Here is a 19554-nt window from a genome sequence, read left to right as displayed (position 1 = left end):
GCGTCTGAACCCGCAAGGAGCAAAGCATGGCGAAGAAAATCGTCGGCTTCATCAAGCTGCAAGTCCCGGCTGGTAAAGCCAATCCGTCACCCCCGATCGGCCCCGCGCTCGGTCAGCGCGGGCTGAACATCATGGAATTCTGCAAGGCCTTCAATGCCAAGACCCAAGGCATGGAGCCGGGCCTGCCGATTCCGGTGGTGATCACCGCGTACGCCGACAAGAGCTTCACGTTCATCATGAAGACTCCGCCGGCCACCGTCCTGATCAAGAAGGCTTCCGGCGTGCAGAAGGGCTCTGCGCGGCCCAACGCCGACAAGGTCGGCACCCTGACTCGTGCCCAGGCCGAAGAAATCGCCAAGACCAAGACGCCGGATCTGACCGCAGCCGATCTGGATGCCGCCGTGCGCACGATCGCCGGTACCGCCCGCAGCATGGGCATTACGGTTGAAGGGGTGTAAGCCATGGCCAAGATCAGCAAACGTACTGCCGCCATCCAGGCCAAGATCGACCGCAGCAAGTTCTATCCGGTCGGCGAGGCGCTGGCCCTGGTCAAGGAAACGGCCACCGCCAAGTTCGATGAATCGATCGACGTCGCCGTGCAGCTGGGCATCGACCCCAAGAAGTCCGACCAGCTGGTGCGTGGCTCCGTGGTGCTGCCCGCCGGTACCGGCAAGTCGGTGCGCGTGGCCGTGTTCGCCCAGGGCGACAAGGTTGAAGCCGCCAAGGCCGCCGGCGCCGACATCGTCGGCCTGGAAGACCTGGCCGAGCGCATCAAGGGCGGCCAGCTCGACTTCGACGTGGTGATCGCTTCGCCCGACACCATGCGCGTGGTCGGCGCCCTGGGCCAGATCCTCGGCCCCCGCGGCTTGATGCCCAACCCGAAGGTCGGCACCGTTACGCCCGACGTGGCTACCGCGGTCAAGAATGCCAAGGCCGGCCAGGTGCAGTACCGCACCGACAAGGCGGGCATCGTGCATGCCACGATCGGCCGTGCCTCGTTCGGTGTGGAACAGCTGCAAACCAATCTGGCCGCGCTGGTCGACGCCCTGAACAAGGCTCGTCCCGCCGCCGCCAAGGGTATTTACCTGCGCAAGCTGGCCGTATCGTCCACCATGGGCGGCGGTGCGCGCGTTGAAATCGCCACGCTGACCGCCTGATAGCGGTATAGCGTAGGCCAAGAACTTTGGGCCGCGCCCGGCTTGCCGGGCGCTGCTGTCAAAGACCGCTGGAGCCCAGGCTCGTGCGACATGCTGCAAGTCCCACGTGCTCAGGCTTAATCCCGAAGCTGTGCGCAGCATCGGATCCAGCGCAGACGGCGTCCATGGAAGAATTCTTTACTGAAGAACTCGACCAGGTGCGCCGCATTCGGTTGACGCAAGGGAATCTTTCCCAGGCGTCTTTTGATGGAGTGTTCAAACCGTGAGTCTCAATCGCCAAGAGAAAGCGGTAGTAATCGAAGAGGTAGCTGCAGAAATTGCAAAGGCCCAATCGATTGTTATCGCCGAGTACCGTGGTCTGGACGTCGCCTCTGTCACCGTATTGCGCAAAACTGCGCGTGAGTCGGGCGTGTATCTGCGTGTTCTGAAGAACACGCTGGTTCGCCGCGCTGTGTCCGGCACCCCTTTCGAGGGTATGTCGGAACAGCTTACCGGTCCGCTGATCTATGGCATCAGCACCGATCCGGTATCGGCGGCAAAGGTACTTGCCGGTTTCGCAAAGAGCAACGACAAGCTGGTTCTCAAAGGCGGGGCATTGCCCAATAACGTCTTGAGCCTGGATGGCGTGAAGGCCCTGGCCACCATGCCCTCTCGCGACGAGCTGCTCTCGAAACTGCTGGGCACCATGCAAGCCCCGATCGCGCAATTTGTGCGTACGCTCAACGAAGTTCCCACCAAGTTCGCCCGCGGCCTTGCAGCCGTGCGCGACCAGAAGCAAGCCGCGTAAAGCGGGGCGCTACTTCGTCGAACGACCGAGCGACACCCAACCCTGGCATTTAATTAATCTGGAGTTCTAGAAAATGGCATTAAGCAAAGCTGAGATCCTTGACGCGATCGCCGGCATGACCGTGCTCGAGCTGTCCGAGCTGATCAAGGAAATGGAAGAAAAATTCGGCGTGTCGGCTGCTGCCGCTGCCGTGGCCGTGGCTGCCCCCGCTGCCGGTGGCGCTGCCGCCGCTGCTGAAGAGCAGACCGAATTCACCGTGGTGCTGGCCGAAATCGGCGCCAACAAGGTGAGCGTCATCAAGGCGGTGCGTGAAATCACCGGCCTGGGCCTGAAGGAAGCCAAAGACTTGGTCGACGGCGCTCCCAAGCCCGTGAAGGAAGGTCTGGCCAAGGCTGACGCCGAAGCCGCCAAGAAGAAGCTGGAAGAAGCTGGCGCGAAAGCCGAGCTCAAGTAAGCGCTTTTTCGCTTGCCCGGGAAGAGCAATGGCCTTCCCGGGCTTTTGCGTTTCCAGAAAACCTGCGATTCATCTCTGCGTGCGCGCTTGAGTCGGGTTTTCCGGAGTCGTAAACCAGGGCCGTGGTTGACGGCCAATGTAACCTCGAGTCGGAGTGCTCATGCCTTATTCGTACACCGAAAAAAAGCGCATACGCAAGAGCTTCGCCAAGCGCGAGGACGTGCAAGACGTCCCGTACCTGCTGGCGACTCAACTGCATTCATTCAAAACATTTTTGCAGGCGGATACTACACCTTCCAAGAGAAAAGATGAAGGCCTGCAAGCCGCGTTCACCTCGATCTTCCCGATCGTAAGCCACAACCAGATGGCCCGCCTTGAGTTCGTCAGCTACGTACTCGGCGAGCCCGTGTTCGACGTCAAGGAATGCCAGCTGCGCGGCCTGACCTACGCTTCGCCGCTGCGCGCCAAGGTGCGCCTGGTGCTGATGGATCGCGAAGTCAGCAAGCCCACGGTCAAAGAGGTCAAGGAACAGGAAGTATACATGGGCGAAATCCCGCTCATGACCGATACCGGTTCCTTCGTCATCAATGGCACCGAGCGCGTCATCGTGTCGCAGCTGCACCGTTCGCCCGGCGTGTTCTTCGAGCACGACCGCGGCAAGACGCACAGCTCCGGCAAGCTGCTGTTCTCGGCCCGAGTGATTCCCTACCGCGGCTCGTGGCTGGACTTCGAGTTCGACCCCAAGGACATCCTGTTCTTCCGCGTCGACCGCCGCCGCAAGATGCCCGTGACGATCCTGCTCAAGGCCATCGGCATGACGCCCGAATCGATCCTGGCGCATTTCTTCGATTTCGACAACTTCGAGATCCACAAGGAAGGCGGCATGCTCGAGTTCGTCCCCGATCGCTGGAAGGGCGAAGTGGCGCGCTTCGACATCACCGATCGTTCCGGTACGGTCATCGTCGAAAAAGACAAGCGCATCAATGCGCGGCACCTGCGCGACCTGGCCACGGCCAAGGTCGAGTACGTGTCCGTGCCCGATGACTTCCTGACCGGCCGCGTGCTGGCCAAGAACGTCGTCAATGCCGAGACGGGCGAAGTCGTGGCCAATGCCAACGACGAGATCACCGAAACCCTGCTGGCCGACCTGCGCGACGCGGGCATCACCCACATCCAGACGCTGTACACCAACGACCTGGATCGCGGCCCCTACATCTCGCAGACCCTGCGTACCGACGAAACCGCCGACCAGATGGCGGCGCGTGTGGCCATCTATCGCATGATGCGCCCCGGTGAACCCCCCACCGAAGACGCGGTCGAGGCCCTGTTCCAGCGCCTGTTCTACAGCGAGGAAGCCTACGACCTGTCGCGTGTCGGCCGCATGAAGGTCAACAGCCGCCTGGGTCGCGGCGATGACATCACCGGCCCGATGACGCTCACCAACGAAGACATCCTCGACACCATCAAGGTGCTGGTTGAACTGCGCAACGGCCGTGGCCAGATCGACGATATCGATCACCTGGGCAATCGTCGCGTGCGCTGCGTGGGCGAGCTGGCCGAGAACCAGTTCCGCGCCGGCCTGGTGCGGGTCGAGCGCGCGGTCAAGGAACGCCTGGGCCAGGCCGAGACCGAAAACCTCATGCCGCACGACCTGATCAACTCCAAGCCGATTTCCGCGGCGATCAAAGAGTTCTTCGGCTCGAGCCAGCTGTCGCAGTTCATGGATCAGACCAACCCGCTGTCGGAAATCACCCACAAGCGCCGCGTCTCGGCCCTGGGGCCCGGCGGCCTGACGCGCGAACGCGCCGGTTTCGAAGTGCGCGACGTGCATCCCACGCACTACGGCCGCGTGTGCCCGATCGAAACGCCGGAAGGCCCGAACATCGGCCTGATCAATTCCATGGCGCTATATGCGCGCCTGAACGAGTACGGCTTTCTTGAAACCCCGTACCGCAAGATCGTCGACGGCAAGGTCAGCGAGCAGGTCGACTACCTGTCGGCCATCGAGGAAAGCAATTACGTCATTGCCCAAGCCAATGCGCAGCTCGACGAGCAGGGTCACTTCACCGACGAACTGGTGGCTTGCCGCCAGGCTGGTGAAACCATCATGACCGCGCCGCAGAACGTGCATTACATGGACGTGGCGCCTTCGCAGATCGTTTCGGTTGCGGCTTCGCTGATTCCGTTCCTCGAGCACGACGACGCCAACCGCGCACTGATGGGCGCCAACATGCAGCGCCAGGCCGTGCCCTGCCTGCGTCCTGAAAAGCCGCTGGTCGGCACGGGCATCGAACGCACCGTTGCGGTCGACTCGGGCACCACGGTGCAGGCGCGCCGCGGCGGCGTAGTCGATCACGTCGATGCCGAGCGCGTGGTGATCCGCGTCAACGACGACGAAAACGTCGCCGGCGAGGTCGGGGTCGATATCTACAACCTCATCAAGTACACGCGTTCCAACCAGAACACCAACATCAACCAGCGTCCCATCGTGCGGCGCGGCGACCACGTCGCCCGCGGCGACGTGCTGGCCGACGGCGCCTCGACCGATCTGGGCGAATTGGCGCTGGGCCAGAACATGCTGGTGGCGTTCATGCCCTGGAACGGCTACAACTTCGAAGACTCGATCCTGCTCTCCGAGAAGGTCGTGGCCGACGACCGCTACACCTCGATCCATATCGAGGAACTGACCGTGGTGGCGCGCGACACCAAGCTGGGCGCCGAAGAAATCACGCGCGACATCAGCAACCTGGCCGAAACGCAACTGAATCGCCTGGATGATTCCGGCATCGTGTACATCGGCGCCGAAGTGCGCGCCGACGACGTGCTGGTGGGCAAGGTCACGCCCAAGGGCGAGACCCAGCTTACTCCCGAAGAAAAGCTGCTGCGCGCCATCTTCGGCGAGAAGGCGTCCGACGTGAAAGACACCTCGCTGCGCGTGCCTTCGGGCATGATCGGCACGGTCATCGACGTCCAGGTCTTCACCCGCGAAGGCATCGAGCGCGACAAGCGCGCCCAGTCGATCATCGACGACGAGCTGCGCCGCTATCGCCAGGACCTGAACGACCAGCTGCGCATCGTCGAGGACGACACCTTCGACCGTATCGGCAAGTTCCTCACCGGCAAGACCGTCAACGGCGGCCCGCGCAAGCTGGCCAAGGGTGCCACGGTAACGGCCGAGTACCTGGCCGATCTCGATCGCTGGCAGTGGTTCGACATCCGCCTGGCCGACGAGGCCCACGCGGTGGTGCTGGAACAGGCCAAGGAATCGCTCGAGCAGAAGCGCCACCAGTTCGACCTGGCTTTCGAAGAGAAGCGCAAGAAGCTCACGCAAGGCGACGAGCTGCCGCCGGGCGTGCTGAAGATGATCAAGGTCTACCTGGCCGTCAAGCGCCGCCTGCAGCCTGGCGACAAGATGGCCGGCCGCCACGGCAACAAGGGTGTGGTCTCGCGCATCACCCCGGTCGAGGACATGCCCCACATGGCCGACGGCACCCCCGTCGACATCGTGCTCAATCCGCTGGGCGTGCCCTCGCGGATGAACATCGGGCAGGTGCTCGAAGTGCACCTGGGCTGGGCCGCCAAGGGCGTGGGCCGGCGCATCGCCGACATGCTCGAGGAAGAAAAGGCGGCGCAGATCAAGGACATCCGCGCCTATCTGGAATCGGTCTACAACACCACCGGGGCCGGCGCGCGCATCGCCGACATGAGCGACGAGGACGTCGTCGAGATGGCGCGCAACCTCAGCAACGGCATGCCGTTCGCCACGCCGGTGTTCGACGGTGCGACCGAAGAAGAAATCGGCAAGATGCTGGAACTGGCCTATCCCGACGAGGTGGCGCGCGACCTGAAGCTGACCGACAGCCGTACGCAAGCCTGGTTGTTCGACGGCCGCAACGGCGAGCAGTTCGAGCGCCCGGTCACTGTGGGCTACATGCACTACCTGAAGCTGCACCACTTGGTCGACGACAAGATGCATGCCCGTTCCACCGGCCCGTACTCGCTGGTGACGCAGCAGCCGCTGGGCGGCAAGGCGCAGTTCGGCGGCCAGCGTTTCGGCGAAATGGAAGTCTGGGCCCTGGAAGCCTACGGCGCCTCGTACACCCTGCAAGAGATGCTGACGGTCAAGTCCGACGACATCTCCGGCCGTACCAAGGTCTACGAGAACATCGTCAAGGGTGATCACGTCATCGATGCCGGCATGCCGGAATCCTTCAACGTGCTCGTCAAGGAAATTCGGTCTCTGTCTCTCGACATGGATTTGGAGCGTAAATAATGAAAGCGCTACTCGACCTTTTCAAACAAGTCACGCAGGACGAACAGTTCGATGCCATCAAGATCGGCATCGCGTCGCCTGAAAAGGTGCGGTCCTGGTCTTACGGAGAAGTCCGCAAGCCCGAGACCATCAACTACCGCACCTTCAAGCCCGAGCGCGACGGCCTGTTCTGCGCCAAGATCTTCGGGCCCATCAAGGACTACGAGTGCCTTTGCGGCAAGTACAAGCGCCTCAAGCATCGCGGCGTAATCTGCGAGAAATGCGGCGTCGAAGTCACCGTTGCCAAAGTGCGCCGCGAGCGCATGGGCCACATCGAGCTGGCCAGCCCGGTCGCGCACATCTGGTTCTTGAAGAGCCTGCCCTCGCGCCTGGGCATGGTGCTGGACATGACGCTGCGCGACATCGAGCGCGTGCTGTATTTTGAAGCCTGGTGCGTGATCGAGCCCGGCATGACGCCGCTCAAGCGCGGCCAGATCATGTCCGACGACGACTTCCTGGCCAAGACGGAAGAATACGGCGACGACTTCCACGCCCTGATGGGTGCGGAAGCCGTGCGCGAGCTGCTGCGCACCATCGACATCGACCGCGATGTCGAGCACCTGCGCGCCGAGCTCAAGGCCACCACGTCGGATGCCAAGATCAAGAAGATCTCCAAGCGCCTGAAGGTGCTGGAAGGCTTCCAGAAGTCGGGCATCAAGCCCGAATGGATGGTCATGGAAGTGCTGCCGGTGCTGCCTCCCGACCTGCGTCCGTTGGTTCCGCTGGACGGCGGGCGCTTCGCCACGTCCGACCTGAACGACCTGTATCGCCGCGTCATCAACCGCAACAACCGCCTCAAGCGCCTGCTCGAACTGAAGGCGCCGGACATCATCCTGCGCAACGAAAAGCGCATGCTGCAGGAATCGGTCGATTCGCTGCTGGACAACGGCCGCCGCGGCAAGGCCATGACCGGCGCCAACAAGCGCCAGCTCAAGTCGCTGGCCGACATGATCAAGGGCAAGAGCGGGCGCTTCCGCCAGAACCTGCTGGGCAAGCGCGTCGACTACTCGGGCCGTTCGGTCATCGTGGTGGGCCCGCAGCTCAAGCTGCACCAGTGCGGCCTGCCCAAGCTCATGGCGCTGGAACTGTTCAAGCCCTTCATTTTCAATCGTCTTGAAATGATGGGCCTGGCCACGACCATCAAGGCCGCCAAGAAGCTGGTCGAAAGCCAGGAGCCCGTGGTCTGGGACATACTCGAGGAAGTCATCCGCGAGCATCCCATCATGCTCAACCGCGCCCCGACGCTGCACCGCCTGGGCATCCAGGCCTTCGAGCCGGTGCTGATCGAAGGCAAGGCGATCCAGCTGCATCCGCTGGTCTGCGCGGCGTTCAACGCCGACTTCGACGGCGACCAGATGGCCGTGCACGTGCCGCTGTCGCTCGAGGCACAGCTCGAAGCCCGCACGCTGATGCTGGCCTCGAACAATGTGCTGTTCCCGGCCAACGGCGAACCGTCCATCGTGCCTTCCCAGGACATCGTGCTGGGCCTGTACTACACCACGCGCGAACGCATCAACGGCAAGGGCGAAGGCCTGTTCTTCATGGACGTGGCCGAAGTCCAGCGCGCCTATGACAACGGCGAGGTCGAGCTGCAAAGCCGCATCACCGTGCGCCTGAACGAGTTCGAGAAAGACGCCGCCGGCGAATGGCAGCCCGTGCTGCGCCGTTTCGAGACCACCGTGGGCCGTGCGCTGCTGTCCGAGATCCTGCCCAAGGGGCTGCCGTTCTCGGTGCTGAATCGCCCGCTCAAGAAGAAGGAAATCTCGCGCCTGATCAACCAGTCGTTCCGCCGCTGCGGCTTGCGCGCGACGGTGATCTTCGCCGACAAGCTGATGCAGTCGGGCTTCCGCCTGGCCACCCGCGGCGGCATCTCGATCGCCATGGGCGACATGCTGATCCCGCGCGTCAAGGAAGAAATCCTGGCGCAGGCCAGCAAAGAGGTCAAGGAAATCGACAAGCAGTATTCGTCGGGCCTGGTCACCGCGCAGGAACGCTACAACAACGTGGTGGACATCTGGGGCAAGGCCGGCGACAAGGTCGGCAAGGCCATGATGGAGCAGCTGGCCACCGAGCCGGTGGTCAATCGCCACGGCGAAGAAGTGCGCCAGGAATCGTTCAACTCGATCTACATGATGGCCGACTCGGGCGCGCGCGGTTCGGCCGCGCAGATCCGCCAGCTGGCCGGCATGCGCGGCCTGATGGCCAAGCCTGACGGCTCGATCATCGAGACGCCCATCACGGCGAACTTCCGCGAAGGCCTGAACGTACTGCAGTACTTCATCTCGACCCACGGCGCGCGCAAGGGCCTGGCCGACACCGCCCTGAAGACGGCGAACTCCGGCTACCTGACGCGCCGCCTGGTGGACGTCACGCAAGACCTGGTCATCACCGAAAACGACTGCGGCACCACCCGAGGCTACGCGATGAAGGCCCTGGTCGAGGGCGGCGAAATCATCGAACCGCTGCGCGACCGCATTCTGGGCCGCGTCGCGGCGGTGGACATCGTCAATCCTGAAAGCCAGGAAACGGCGATCCCGGCCGGCACGCTGCTCGACGAAGACCTGGTCGAGCTCATCGACCAGATCGGCGTGGACGAAGTCAAGATCCGCACGCCGCTTACCTGCGAGACGCGCCACGGCTTGTGCGCGCACTGCTACGGCCGCGACCTGGGCCGTGGCAGCATGGTCAACAAGGGCGAAGCGGTGGGTGTCATCGCCGCGCAGTCCATCGGCGAGCCGGGCACGCAGCTGACGATGCGTACCTTCCACATCGGTGGTGCGGCATCGCGCGCCGCCATGGCCAGCTCGATCGAAACCAAGTCCAGCGGCAGCATCGGTTTCGCCATCACCATGCGCTACGTCACCAACGCGAAGGGCGAGCGTGTCGCCATCTCACGTTCGGGCGAGCTGGTGGTGTTCGACGACAACCGCCGCGAGCGCGAGCGCCACAAAGTACCTTACGGCGCCACCGTGCTGGTGGGCGACGGCGATGTCGTCAAGGCCGGCCAGCGTCTGGCCAGCTGGGATCCGCTGACCCGGCCCATCGTGTCGGAATACGCCGGCCAGGTGCGCTTCGAAAACATCGAGGAAGGCGCCACCGTGGCCAAGCAGGTCGACGAGGTCACGGGCCTGTCGACGCTGGTGGTGATCACGCCCAAGACACGCGGCGGCAAGTCGATGATGCGTCCGCAGATCAAGCTGATCAACGAGGCCGGCGAAGAAGTGAAGATCGCCGGTACCGATCACGCGGTCAACATCTCGTTCCCGGTCGGCGCGCTGATTACCGTGCGCGACGGCCAGGAAGTCACCGTGGGCGAGGTGCTGGCGCGGATTCCGCAAGAATCGCAAAAGACGCGCGACATCACCGGCGGTCTGCCGCGGGTGGCCGAGCTGTTCGAGGCGCGTTCGCCCAAGGATGCCGGGATGCTGGCCGACGTCACCGGCACGGTTTCGTTCGGCAAGGACACCAAGGGCAAGCAGCGCCTGGTTATCACCGACATGGACGGCGTGGCGCACGAGTTCCTGATTCCCAAGGAAAAACAGGTGCTGGTGCACGACGGCCAGGTGGTCAACAAGGGTGAAATGATCGTCGACGGCCCGGCCGATCCGCACGACATCCTGCGCCTGCAGGGCATCGAGCGGCTGGCGAGCTACGTGGTCAACGAAGTGCAGGACGTTTACCGGCTGCAGGGCGTGAAGATCAACGACAAGCACATCGAAGTGATCGTGCGCCAGATGCTGCGGCGCGTGAACATCGTCGATGCCGGCGACACCAGCTTCATTCCCGGCGAGCAGGTCGAACGTTCCGAACTGCTCAACGAGAACGATCGCGTGGAAGCCGACGGCAAGCTGCCGGCCACCTACGACAACGTGCTGCTGGGCATTACCAAGGCCTCGCTGTCGACCGACTCGTTCATCTCCGCGGCCTCGTTCCAGGAAACGACCCGCGTGCTGACCGAGGCGGCCATCATGGGCAAGCGCGACGACCTGCGCGGCTTGAAGGAAAATGTCATCGTCGGCCGCTTGATCCCGGCCGGTACCGGCATGTCCTACCATACCGCCCGCAAAGAGAAGGAATCCCTCGAAGCCGCGGAACGCCAGGCCGCTCGCGCCCTGGCCAACCCGTTCGAGGACGCTCCCGCGACGGTTACCGCCGACACGCAGGAAGGCCCAGTGCAGGAAGAGGGCGATTCCCCGGCGGCCGCCCAGGAGTAGCTGCTGGATCCTGTTGTCGAGGGATGAAAAGCCGGGCCGAAAGTGGCCCGGCTTTTTTTTTCGACGGCGGTCGTAATGGGCCGGGAAAGCGTCAAGCGAGATCGAGGGCTTCGCGCAGCCGGGCGATTCTCGGGTGGTCGATACTTGTTTCCCGATACACCAGGCCCAGGATGGCAGTCTGTTGGGGGCTCTGCAGTCGGATCAGGTTTGCGGCCTTGCTGCGCACGTGCTCTTGCGCGGTCGACGCCGGCACACTGCTCAGTCCGACGCCGTTGGCGACCAGCTTGGCTGCAGTCACCGGCCCGTCCGTCTCGCATACCGGTATGGGCGTCGTCACGCCATGCTGGCGAAAACTGTCTTCGACGAGAACCCGCGCAAACGACGGCTTGCGGGTCAGTACCCAGCGCTCCTCGGCAAGCCTGCGCCAGGTGACCGCACGGGCCTTGGATAGCCGATGGCCTGCCGGGGCGATGACGACGTAGGGCTCTTCGCCCAGCTTCTCGAACCGCATGTCGCGCCCCGCCTGGGAGGCCATTACATCCGAGTTGTAGAGGCAGATCAGCGCATCCAGATCGCCCGCTATCAGCGTCTCGAAAAGCCGCGGGACATTGTTCTCGGTTACCTGCACGACGACGGGGGGCTCCATGCAGGTCAGTCGTGAAATGATGGGTTGCAGGATGCCCAGTGCGATGAAAGCGGAGCTCCCCAGGCGCAGCACCGCGGCCGCACGGGCGCCGGATGCGGCGGCATCGGCCTCCTCGCGCATATGGTGCAGTTCGCGCAACATCAGTTGCGCCCCTCGCACGACCACGGCGCCCTGCTCGGTTTGCTGAAGGCCGCGTGGGCCGCGATGGAAGATGCTGAAGCCGAGCATGTCCTCGATTTCCTTCAACGCCTTGCTCAGTGCCGGCTGGGTCAGGCTCAAGGCGATTGCCGCCCGGCTCAGGCTGCCGGTGCGGCCCACCTCTGTGACGAGTTGAAGATGGCGGAACCGCAGACGGGCGAGAAGGTGGTTGGCGGACGCAGGCATGGCATATCCAGAAGTAATAGCTCTATGATTTTAAATCACTAGACGGAATTCCTGTGCGCGCCGAGAATTTTGCCTGTACTTCAACTCACACAGGGCAACACGACAATGCAACAGCGACAATCAACACGCCTGCGCGAACTGCTTCGCAGCAAAACGTTCCTCCACATGCCTGCCGTCTACGACGCCTTGACCGGGCGCCTGGTGCAATCGCTGGGTTACGAGGCGACATATGTCGGCGGCTATGTGACGGGAGGTGCCTCCACGGTGACCGAGCCGCAATTGACCATGACCGAACAGGTTCGGTTGGCCGAGGAAATCGCAAGCAAGATCAGTATTCCGCTGGTGGTGGACGCCGGCGCCGGATTCGGCGAGCCTCTGCATACCATGCGTACCGTGCGCGAATTCATACGCGCCGGTATCGCGGGCGTGCACATCGAAGACGCGCTCTACCCCAAGCGGGCGCATTACCACACCTACGTGGTTCACGGCATACCCGTCGACGAGTTCGTCGAGAAGATCGAATATGCGGTAAAGGCGCGGGATGCGGCGGATCCCGACTTCGTGATCATCGCCCGCTCCGATACCGCCCGGGCGATGGGCCTGGAGGAAGCCTTGATGCGGGTGAACCGGGCGGCCGACGTCGGCGCCGATCTGGGGCTGCTTTTCCCGCGCAATCCTAAGGACGCGGAAGAGGCCCCGCGGAAATCCAGGCTTCCCCTGGTTTATGTGCAGAGCCGCGGAAATCGGGATGGGCGGCCCATCTACAGCCGCAAGGATCTGCAGGACATGGGCTATGTGGCGTGCATCGAGGCTCAGGTCGTCATATGCAGCAACTTCCACTATCAGAAGCAGTTGTTGACCGAGCTAAGGAACACGGGCGATTTCAAGGGCCTCAGCCAGGCCGAGTGGGTGGCGTCGCGTCAAGAGATCGAGGATCTGATCGATTTGAATGAACATTATGCGATCGAGGCCGCAACGGTCGAGGCGCGCCAGCCCAAAGATTGATCGTGCGACGACCCGACATCCCGGGCCCCGTGGCGCCCACTCGCCGGCCGGCGCTGCGATTGCCTTCCGGCGCCACCGATTGCCATGCCCACGTATTCGGGCCGCAGGATCGCTACCCGCTGCTCGGCGATACGCATTTCGTGCCGAGGGAAACGCCATGGAGCGATTACTCGGCCATGCTGCGCAGTATCGGCTGTGAGCGCGCAGTATTGGTTCAACCCAGTGTATACGGCACGGACAATACGGCGATCGAGGATGCGCTGTCCTCGTCCGGCGACATCGCGCTGCGGGCCGTTGCCGTGGTCGAGACCGATGTGACGGAACGGGAGCTGGAGCGCCTGCACGGCCTGGGGTTTCGGGGTGTGCGAATCAATGTGGCAGCGGGAACCCGCGGGCTCACGCTGAATGACGCAAGCCCGCTGGCAGAACGCATTCGCGGCTTTGGCTGGCACCTGCAGGTATATGCCGACTTTCATCGAAATCCGGAAGTCGGAGACCTGCTTGCCGCGCTGCCGGTTCCTGTCGTGGTCGATCATTTCGGGCGGGTTCCCGCGCAGTCTGGCGCCGGCTCGCCCGGCTTCCGGGCCTTGCTTCGCTTCATGGCCCGGGATGACTCCTGGGTCAAGCTGTCGGCGCCTTATTTCATCTCGGCTGCTATGCCCGGTTACACGGACGTGGCTGGTTTGGCCGAGGCATTGGTTCGGTCGGCGCCGGATCGTGTGCTGTGGGGCACGGACTGGCCGCACGCCAGCGCGCGCGAAAAGATGCAGGCGGATGCGGATCTGGTCGATTTGCTTGCAACGTGGATCCCGGACGAGCAGGCGCGGTATCGCCTGCTGGTTGGGAATCCTGCGCGGCTGTACGGTTTCCCTTAAGCAAGAAATTACGGAGCAGAAAAATGATGCTGCGGTTTCACTTGAACAAGAGGTCATGGAGAGTACAAATGGCGCTAAGGCGGATCGGCATATGTTTGTCATTGGCGCTGGTACTGGCTTCGGTCGCCGTATTCAGCCAGGCCCGCGCCGGTAGCTACCCCACCAGGGCGGTACGGCTGGTGGTCGGGTTCGCGCCGGGCGGCGGCACCGACATCGTCGCTCGGCTGCTTGCCGAGAAATTGACGAAAGAACTTGGACAGTCGATCGTTGTGGAGAATCGCAGCGGGGCGACCGGCATGATCGCGGCTAAATTCGTCGCCACTGCCCCGCCCGACGGCTATACGCTGCTGATGGGGCACGTCAATTCGCAGGCGATCGCGCCGGCGCTGACGGATCATCCGCCCTACGATCCGGTGCAGGACTTCGCGCCCGTCGCCTATATCGGGTACTTGCCCAATATTCTGGTGATCAATCCGGCGGCGACCCCGGTCGATAGCGTGGCCGCGCTATTGGCGCTAGCCAAGACGCGGCCCAACGGCTTGTCGTTCGCGTCGCCGGGCTTCGGCAGCACGAACCACCTGGCGGGCGAGATGCTGCGCTTCGAAAGCGGCGCGAAGCTTTTCCACGTGCCTTACCGCGGAAGCGGCCCGGCCACCGTGGACTTGCTGGCGGGACGCGTAGACATGAATTTCGACGTGACGGCATCTGTGCTGCCCTACATCAAGGCAGGGAAACTCCGGGCTCTGGCCGTGACCGGGCAGAAGCGCGACCCGGAACTGCCCGATGTCCCCACGATGGAAGAGCTGGGGTACAAGTCCTTCAACATCACGAACTGGTACGGCATTGTCGCTCCCGCAGGCACACCGGCCCCGATCATCGATATTCTGCACAAGGCCATCGAACGTGTATTGAACACGCCGGATGTCGTCGAGCAATTCGCCAAGCTGGGCATACGGCGCGTCACGATGACCGCAGCGCAATTCGGCAAATTCAACCAGGACGAGTACATGAAGTACCGCGACTTTGCGCGGCGCACGGGCATACGCTTGGAACAATAAGACGCGCCGTCGCCGCCGTTCGCCCTGAATAGGCAAGGCGCGCTTGCCTTCGGCGCGGCCCGCAGGAATGGATCGGTTCGAGGTATATGATATATAGCCGCATCGGCCCGGCTGCCGGGGGCGCCTTTGGCGCTCCCGTGCCAATATTGGATAATTCTGTTTCAATACACCAAGACAGTCGGAACCGATAGAACTGTAGGCCACAAGAACCCGATACCACTGGATCCATGCCCGATAACTCTCCCGAACCCCAGGCCGTAATCGCGCCGGTCACGCGTAGCGCGATCTTCATCGTCGCGACGCTCGCCGCCGATGAGGCCGGCCTCGATACGGTACGCGCCTGGTGCGCGGACGTCGCCGCGCTGGTGCGCTCGGTCGGCAAGCGCGTACCCGCCGGCAATCTGTCCTGTGTCTGCGGCTTCGGCTCCGCGGCCTGGGATCGCCTGTTCGGCGCGCCGCGGCCCGCTGCCCTGCATCCGTTCCGCGAATTCGGCGCCGGCGAGCGCCACGCCATCGCCACGCCCGGCGATCTGCTGCTGCATATACGCGCCGATCAGATGGATCTTTGCTTCGAGCTGGCCACGCAACTGGTGGGGCGGCTGGGCGCCGCGGTCACGGTGGTCGACGAAGTGCACGGCTTCCGCTACTTCGACCTGCGCAGCATGGTGGGCTTCGTCGACGGCACCGAGAATCCGGCCGGCCGCGAGGCGCTCGAATTCACCCTGGTCGACGACGACCCGGAATTCACTAACGGCAGTTATGTGGTGGTGCAGAAATACCTGCACGACATGGACGCCTGGAATGCGCTTCCCGTCGAGGCGCAGGAACGCGTCATCGGCCGTACCAAGCTGGCCGACATCGAGCTCGACGAGGCCGTCAAGCCCAGTTCTTCGCACAGCTCGCTGACGACGCTGGTCGAAGACGGGCAGGAAGTGAAGATCCTGCGCGACAACATGCCTTTCGGCCGGCCCGGGTCGGGTGAATTCGGCACTTATTTCATCGGCTACGCCCGCTCGCCGGCGCCGATCGAGCAGATGCTGGAAAACATGTTCGTCGGCAAGCCGCCGGGCAACTACGACCGGCTGCTCGATTTTAGCCGGGCGGTCACGGGCGGCCTGTTTTTCGTCCCGTCGGCCGATCTGCTCGAAGCGCTCGCAGAGCGCGACCCACAGGCGGCTGAGGCCGGTGCCGGCGAAGACGCCGCAGCCGCGGCGTCTCCCGCACCCGCCCCCGTATCCGCGGCCGCGCCGGACGGCTCGCTGAATATCGGCTCTCTCAAAGGAACTACCCAATATGAATAATCTGCACCGCGAACTCGCCCCCGTTTCCAGCGCAGCCTGGCAGCAAATCGAGGAAGAAGTTGCGCGCACCTTCAAGCGTTCCGTTGCCGGCCGCCGCGTGGTTGACGTCAAGGGGCCGGCCGGCGCCGAGCTGGCCGGGGTGGGCACCGGCCACAGGCGAGCCGTGGCGGCCCCGCAGTCGGGCGTGAACGCCAAGCTGCGCGAGTTCAAGGCGGTAGTCGAACTGACCGTGCCCTTCGAGCTGCAGCGCGAGGCCATCGACGACGTCGAGCTCGGCGCCAATGATTCCGACTGGCAGCCAGCGAAGGACGCCGCCAAAGAACTCGCCTACGCCGAAGATCGCGCCATCTTCGATGGCTACAAGGCCGCCGGCATCGTCGGCATACGCGAGGGCTCGTCCAATACCGCCCTGACCCTGCCGAAAGACGTCGGCGACTATCCCGAAGCCATCGGCAATGCGCTCGAACAGCTGCGGCTGGCGGGTGTGGACGGCCCTTATTCCGTTTTGCTCGGCGCCGACGCCTATACCGCGCTGGGCGGCGGCAGCGATGCGGGCTACCCGGTCATTGGCCATATCAAGCGCATACTCAACGGCGAGATCATCTGGGCTCCGGCGATCAACGGCGGCTGCGTGCTGTCGACCCGCGGCGGAGACTTCGAACTGCACCTCGGCCAGGATCTGTCGATCGGCTACCAGAGCCACGACGACAAAGTGGTGCGGCTCTATTTGTATGAAACGCTGACGTTCCTCATGCTGACCAGCGAGGCTTCGGTATCGGTGGTGCCGGCCGCCGCCTGAGGCACGCGTCCACCCCTGCCAAGGTGCCGCTCGGGCGCCCATTGCGCTGCGAGCGCCCCAGGCGTGTTGCAGGCGCTCGGCTTTGTGCATGGGGCCTTTACCCTAACGGGGATGGCAGTTGCGGCCACCCCCGAGGATGAAAGAGGCTTCTTTCACATTAAAGAAGAGGAGTCGTCCGCGCCGGATTCGGACTCGCGCGGCAGCCGCACGGTGAAGATGCTGCCCGCGCCGGGACGGCTGGCGGCTTCGATGGTGCCGCCGTGGCGGGTGATGACGGCCTTGACGAAGGCCAGGCCCAGGCCCGCTCCGGGCGGGTTGTCGGGCCTGTCCTCGTCCAGGCGCACGAAAGGCGTGAACAGCGTTGCCAGCTGGGCCTGATCCATGCCGCGGCCCTGATCCTGTATCTCTACTACCCAGTACCTGGCCTGGGCGCCCAGGCGGCACAGCACGCGGCTGTCGGCGGGGCTGTATTTGATGGCATTGTCCACCAGGTTGCCCAGCGCTCGTCCGAGCATGTCGTGGTCGCCTTGCACCGGCGCTTCGGATTCATCGCAGCGCAGTTCGACGCTGCTGCCCCGCTTGTGAGCCAGGGCCCAGTACTCGTCGCAGATTTCGCTCAGCAGATCCACGAGGTTCATGGGCCGGTACGCCATGGCCATGGATTCCGCGCGGGCCAGTTGCACGAAGCCGTCGACCAGCCGCAGCGTCTTGCGCGAGTATTGGCCGATGCGGGCCAAAAGCTCGGGCTCGGGCAAGGCCGTGCGCGGGTTGCGCTGCAGCTCCAGCAGGGCCAGGATGGAATTCTGCGGCGAGCGCATGTCGTGCGACACGAAGCGCAGGGTTTCCTCGCGCCGCCTTTGCGCCTCGCGTATGGGGGAAATGTCCACCAGGGTCAGGATCGTGCCGGCGCTGGAGCCGTCGGCGCGGCGGATGGGCAGCCCCTTGAGCAGCATGTCGTGGCCGCCGCGATCCTTGACCTCGATGCCCTGGTGCCACAGATCCAGCACCGGCGCCCCGTCGGGCGGCCCCTTGGCCCCTGCCTGGCCCAGCAGCAGCGAAATGCGGTGCCGCAGGTCGGCGGCCGTGACGATGCTGCGCAGGTATTCGTCGGCGACCGTGCCGTCGGCCGGGCGCGCATCGTCCAGCCGCTGAGCATACGCGAGCGCGGCGGCGCTGGCAAAGCGCAGCACGCCGTCGGTGTCGAATATGACGGTGGGGTCGGGTGTGGCGTCCAGGCTGTCGGCGAAGAAGCGCCGCAGGTGGCGCACCTGGTCGATGGCGCTGTGCAGCTTGATGACGCGCCCGGGCAGGGACTGGTCGCCGCCGCCTGCGTCGCGTATCAGCGCATGCTCTCTGAAGGGGGTGTGTTCGTGCTGCAGCCTGGACAGCTCCCGGTCGATCTGGCCCAGCGCGGCCTCCTGGCTGCGCCAGCTCCATACCGGGTAACTGAGCGCGGTGCCGATCAGGGCGGCGGCCGGCGCCACCCAGCCATGGGCGTAGCGCATGTACAGCCAGTCGTCGATCACAATTGCCGCCAGTATCGATACCGTCACGAAGAGCGAACGCCGCGGCGACAGGTAGCGCATCAGCAGGCATGCGATGATGACCGGCAGCACCGCCAGCAGTGCAGTCTGCAGGCGCGTGGGGGTGTGTATCCAGGCGTCTTGTATGGAGGCCTGCAAGGCATTGGCCAGTATTTCGACGCCGGCCATGCCCTTGCCGCTACCGGCCAGCGGTGTCGGGAATGCGTCGCCCAGGCCGGTGCTCCAGGCGCCGATCAGCACGTATTTGCCTGCGAATGCCGTCTCGGGCACCGCCCCGTCCAGCACGGCGCGGTAGGAATACATGGTGAAATGGCCCGGCCCGCCGGCGTAGGGTATGAGCCTCGGGGCCAAGGTCGTGGGCGGCGGCAGGCGCGCGAGCACCTCGTGCGCCCCCGCGGCTTCCAGCAACGCGACCACGAAGTGGGGCAGGTAGCGGCCCGAAGCGAATTCATGGCCCAGGGTGATCGAGCGCACCGTGCCGTCCGAGTCGGGGCGTATGTTGATGTAGCCCATGGTGCGGGCCGCCTCGGCCAGGGCGGGCAGCGGTCGCCGTACCGACTGGCCGTCCAGCACCAGCGGCATCACGACCCGGCCCTGGGCGTGTATGGCCTGGGCCAGCAGCACGTCGTCCTGCGGGAAGTAGGAGACCGGTGCGTCGAACATGATGTCCATGCCGACTGCGCGTGCGGCGTGCAGCTTGTCGAGCAGCCTGGCATGTACCTCGCGGCGCCAGGGCCAATGTCCGAGTTCGTCGAGGCTGCCGTCGTCGATGGCGATGATGACGATGTCCTGCAGGGCCGGGCGGCTGCTGGAGGTGACCAGGCTGGCATCGTAGAACACCTGGTTCAGCCGGGCCAGGCCGGTATCGGCCGCGAAGTAGCTGAGCAGGAAGGTAAACAGCGCCAGCGCCGCCAGCACCATCTGCCACTCGAAGAAAATACGCCGATCCAGGCGATCCCAGAAACCCCGGCGTGACCTGCGCGGGCGCCGCGTCATCTTAGGGCCGCCGCAAGAAAGA

The 19554-nt window shown here is 64.0% G+C and carries 13 protein-coding genes; 11 read left to right on the top strand and 2 right to left on the bottom strand.

The genetic code is table 11. The features are described from left to right. Positions 1-26: 26 nt before the first annotated feature. The 6 genes from rplK (at position 27) to rpoC (ending at position 10924) form a co-directional block, all read left to right on the top strand. The gene (gene rplK, locus CEY11_RS04675) at positions 27-458 is read left to right on the top strand and encodes a 50S ribosomal protein L11 (protein WP_088602205.1); all 432 of its coding nucleotides are present in this window, start codon (positions 27-29) and stop codon (positions 456-458) included. Positions 459-461: 3 nt separating this feature from the next. Further along, positions 462-1157: a 50S ribosomal protein L1 gene (gene rplA, locus CEY11_RS04670; RefSeq protein ID WP_088602204.1), complete on the top strand. Its 696-nt coding sequence runs from the start codon at positions 462-464 to the stop codon at positions 1155-1157. A gap of 262 nt (positions 1158-1419) precedes the next feature. Beyond that, positions 1420-1944, top strand: a complete 525-nt coding sequence (rplJ, locus tag CEY11_RS04665; RefSeq protein WP_088602203.1) for a 50S ribosomal protein L10 — start codon at positions 1420-1422, stop codon at positions 1942-1944. A gap of 73 nt (positions 1945-2017) precedes the next feature. After that, positions 2018-2398, top strand: a complete 381-nt coding sequence (gene rplL, locus CEY11_RS04660; RefSeq protein WP_088602202.1) for a 50S ribosomal protein L7/L12 — start codon at positions 2018-2020, stop codon at positions 2396-2398. 160 nt (positions 2399-2558) lie between these two features. Next, on the top strand, positions 2559-6671 hold the full coding sequence (rpoB, locus tag CEY11_RS04655) for a DNA-directed RNA polymerase subunit beta (protein ID WP_088602201.1): 4113 nt from the start codon (positions 2559-2561) through the stop codon (positions 6669-6671). Beyond that, the gene (rpoC, locus tag CEY11_RS04650) at positions 6671-10924 is read left to right on the top strand and encodes a DNA-directed RNA polymerase subunit beta' (RefSeq protein ID WP_088602200.1); all 4254 of its coding nucleotides are present in this window, start codon (positions 6671-6673) and stop codon (positions 10922-10924) included. The genes rpoB and rpoC overlap by 1 nt, the downstream gene beginning before the upstream one ends. 91 nt (positions 10925-11015) lie before the next feature. Here the strand turns inward: rpoC and CEY11_RS04645 are convergent, their stop codons facing one another. After that, the gene (locus CEY11_RS04645; RefSeq protein WP_088602199.1) at positions 11016-11954 is read right to left on the bottom strand and encodes a LysR family transcriptional regulator; all 939 of its coding nucleotides are present in this window, start codon (positions 11952-11954) and stop codon (positions 11016-11018) included. Positions 11955-12059: 105 nt separating this feature from the next. Between CEY11_RS04645 and CEY11_RS04640 the strand changes: the two genes are divergently transcribed. From CEY11_RS04640 to CEY11_RS04620, 5 genes are all read left to right on the top strand, one after another. Then, a complete protein-coding gene (locus tag CEY11_RS04640; RefSeq protein ID WP_088602198.1) occupies positions 12060-12959 on the top strand; it encodes an isocitrate lyase/PEP mutase family protein in 900 nt (299 codons plus the stop codon). Between the two features lie 2 nt (positions 12960-12961). Beyond that, positions 12962-13834: an amidohydrolase family protein gene (locus tag CEY11_RS04635; protein ID WP_158215182.1), complete on the top strand. Its 873-nt coding sequence runs from the start codon at positions 12962-12964 to the stop codon at positions 13832-13834. Between the two features lie 68 nt (positions 13835-13902). Beyond that, positions 13903-14892: a Bug family tripartite tricarboxylate transporter substrate binding protein gene (locus CEY11_RS04630; RefSeq protein WP_158215181.1), complete on the top strand. Its 990-nt coding sequence runs from the start codon at positions 13903-13905 to the stop codon at positions 14890-14892. Between the two features lie 227 nt (positions 14893-15119). Further along, on the top strand, positions 15120-16193 hold the full coding sequence (locus CEY11_RS04625; RefSeq protein ID WP_088602195.1) for a Dyp-type peroxidase: 1074 nt from the start codon (positions 15120-15122) through the stop codon (positions 16191-16193). After that, the gene (locus tag CEY11_RS04620; protein WP_088602194.1) at positions 16186-16992 is read left to right on the top strand and encodes a family 1 encapsulin nanocompartment shell protein; all 807 of its coding nucleotides are present in this window, start codon (positions 16186-16188) and stop codon (positions 16990-16992) included. The genes CEY11_RS04625 and CEY11_RS04620 overlap by 8 nt, the downstream gene beginning before the upstream one ends. A gap of 152 nt (positions 16993-17144) precedes the next feature. Here CEY11_RS04620 and CEY11_RS04615 read toward each other — a convergent pair whose 3' ends face one another. Continuing rightward, positions 17145-19532, bottom strand: coding sequence for a CHASE2 domain-containing protein (locus tag CEY11_RS04615; protein ID WP_088602193.1), 2388 nt, complete (start codon positions 19530-19532; stop codon positions 17145-17147). Between the last annotated feature and the right edge of the window lie 22 nt (positions 19533-19554).

Source organism: Candidimonas nitroreducens (assembly GCF_002209565.1).
Classification (GTDB): Bacteria; Pseudomonadota; Gammaproteobacteria; order Burkholderiales; family Burkholderiaceae_B; genus Candidimonas; species Candidimonas nitroreducens.
Note: the sequence above shows the minus strand (reverse complement) of the source record. Positions and strands in the feature narration are given on the sequence as shown.

Bases quoted from the DNA above. Each gene is read 5' to 3' on its own strand.
- rplK (WP_088602205.1), top strand. From the start codon at position 27: ATGGCGAAGAAAATCGTCGGCTTCATCAAGCTGCAAGTCCCGGCTGGT.
- rplA (WP_088602204.1), top strand. From the start codon at position 462: ATGGCCAAGATCAGCAAACGTACTGCCGCCATCCAGGCCAAGATCGAC.
- rplL (WP_088602202.1), top strand. From the start codon at position 2,018: ATGGCATTAAGCAAAGCTGAGATCCTTGACGCGATCGCCGGCATGACC.
- rpoB (WP_088602201.1), top strand. From the start codon at position 2,559: ATGCCTTATTCGTACACCGAAAAAAAGCGCATACGCAAGAGCTTCGCC.
- rpoC (WP_088602200.1), top strand. From the start codon at position 6,671: ATGAAAGCGCTACTCGACCTTTTCAAACAAGTCACGCAGGACGAACAG.
- CEY11_RS04645 (WP_088602199.1), bottom strand. From the start codon at position 11,954: ATGCCTGCGTCCGCCAACCACCTTCTCGCCCGTCTGCGGTTCCGCCAT.
- CEY11_RS04640 (WP_088602198.1), top strand. From the start codon at position 12,060: ATGCAACAGCGACAATCAACACGCCTGCGCGAACTGCTTCGCAGCAAA.
- CEY11_RS04630 (WP_158215181.1), top strand. From the start codon at position 13,903: ATGGCGCTAAGGCGGATCGGCATATGTTTGTCATTGGCGCTGGTACTG.
- CEY11_RS04625 (WP_088602195.1), top strand. From the start codon at position 15,120: ATGCCCGATAACTCTCCCGAACCCCAGGCCGTAATCGCGCCGGTCACG.
- CEY11_RS04620 (WP_088602194.1), top strand. From the start codon at position 16,186: ATGAATAATCTGCACCGCGAACTCGCCCCCGTTTCCAGCGCAGCCTGG.
- CEY11_RS04615 (WP_088602193.1), bottom strand. From the start codon at position 19,532: ATGACGCGGCGCCCGCGCAGGTCACGCCGGGGTTTCTGGGATCGCCTG.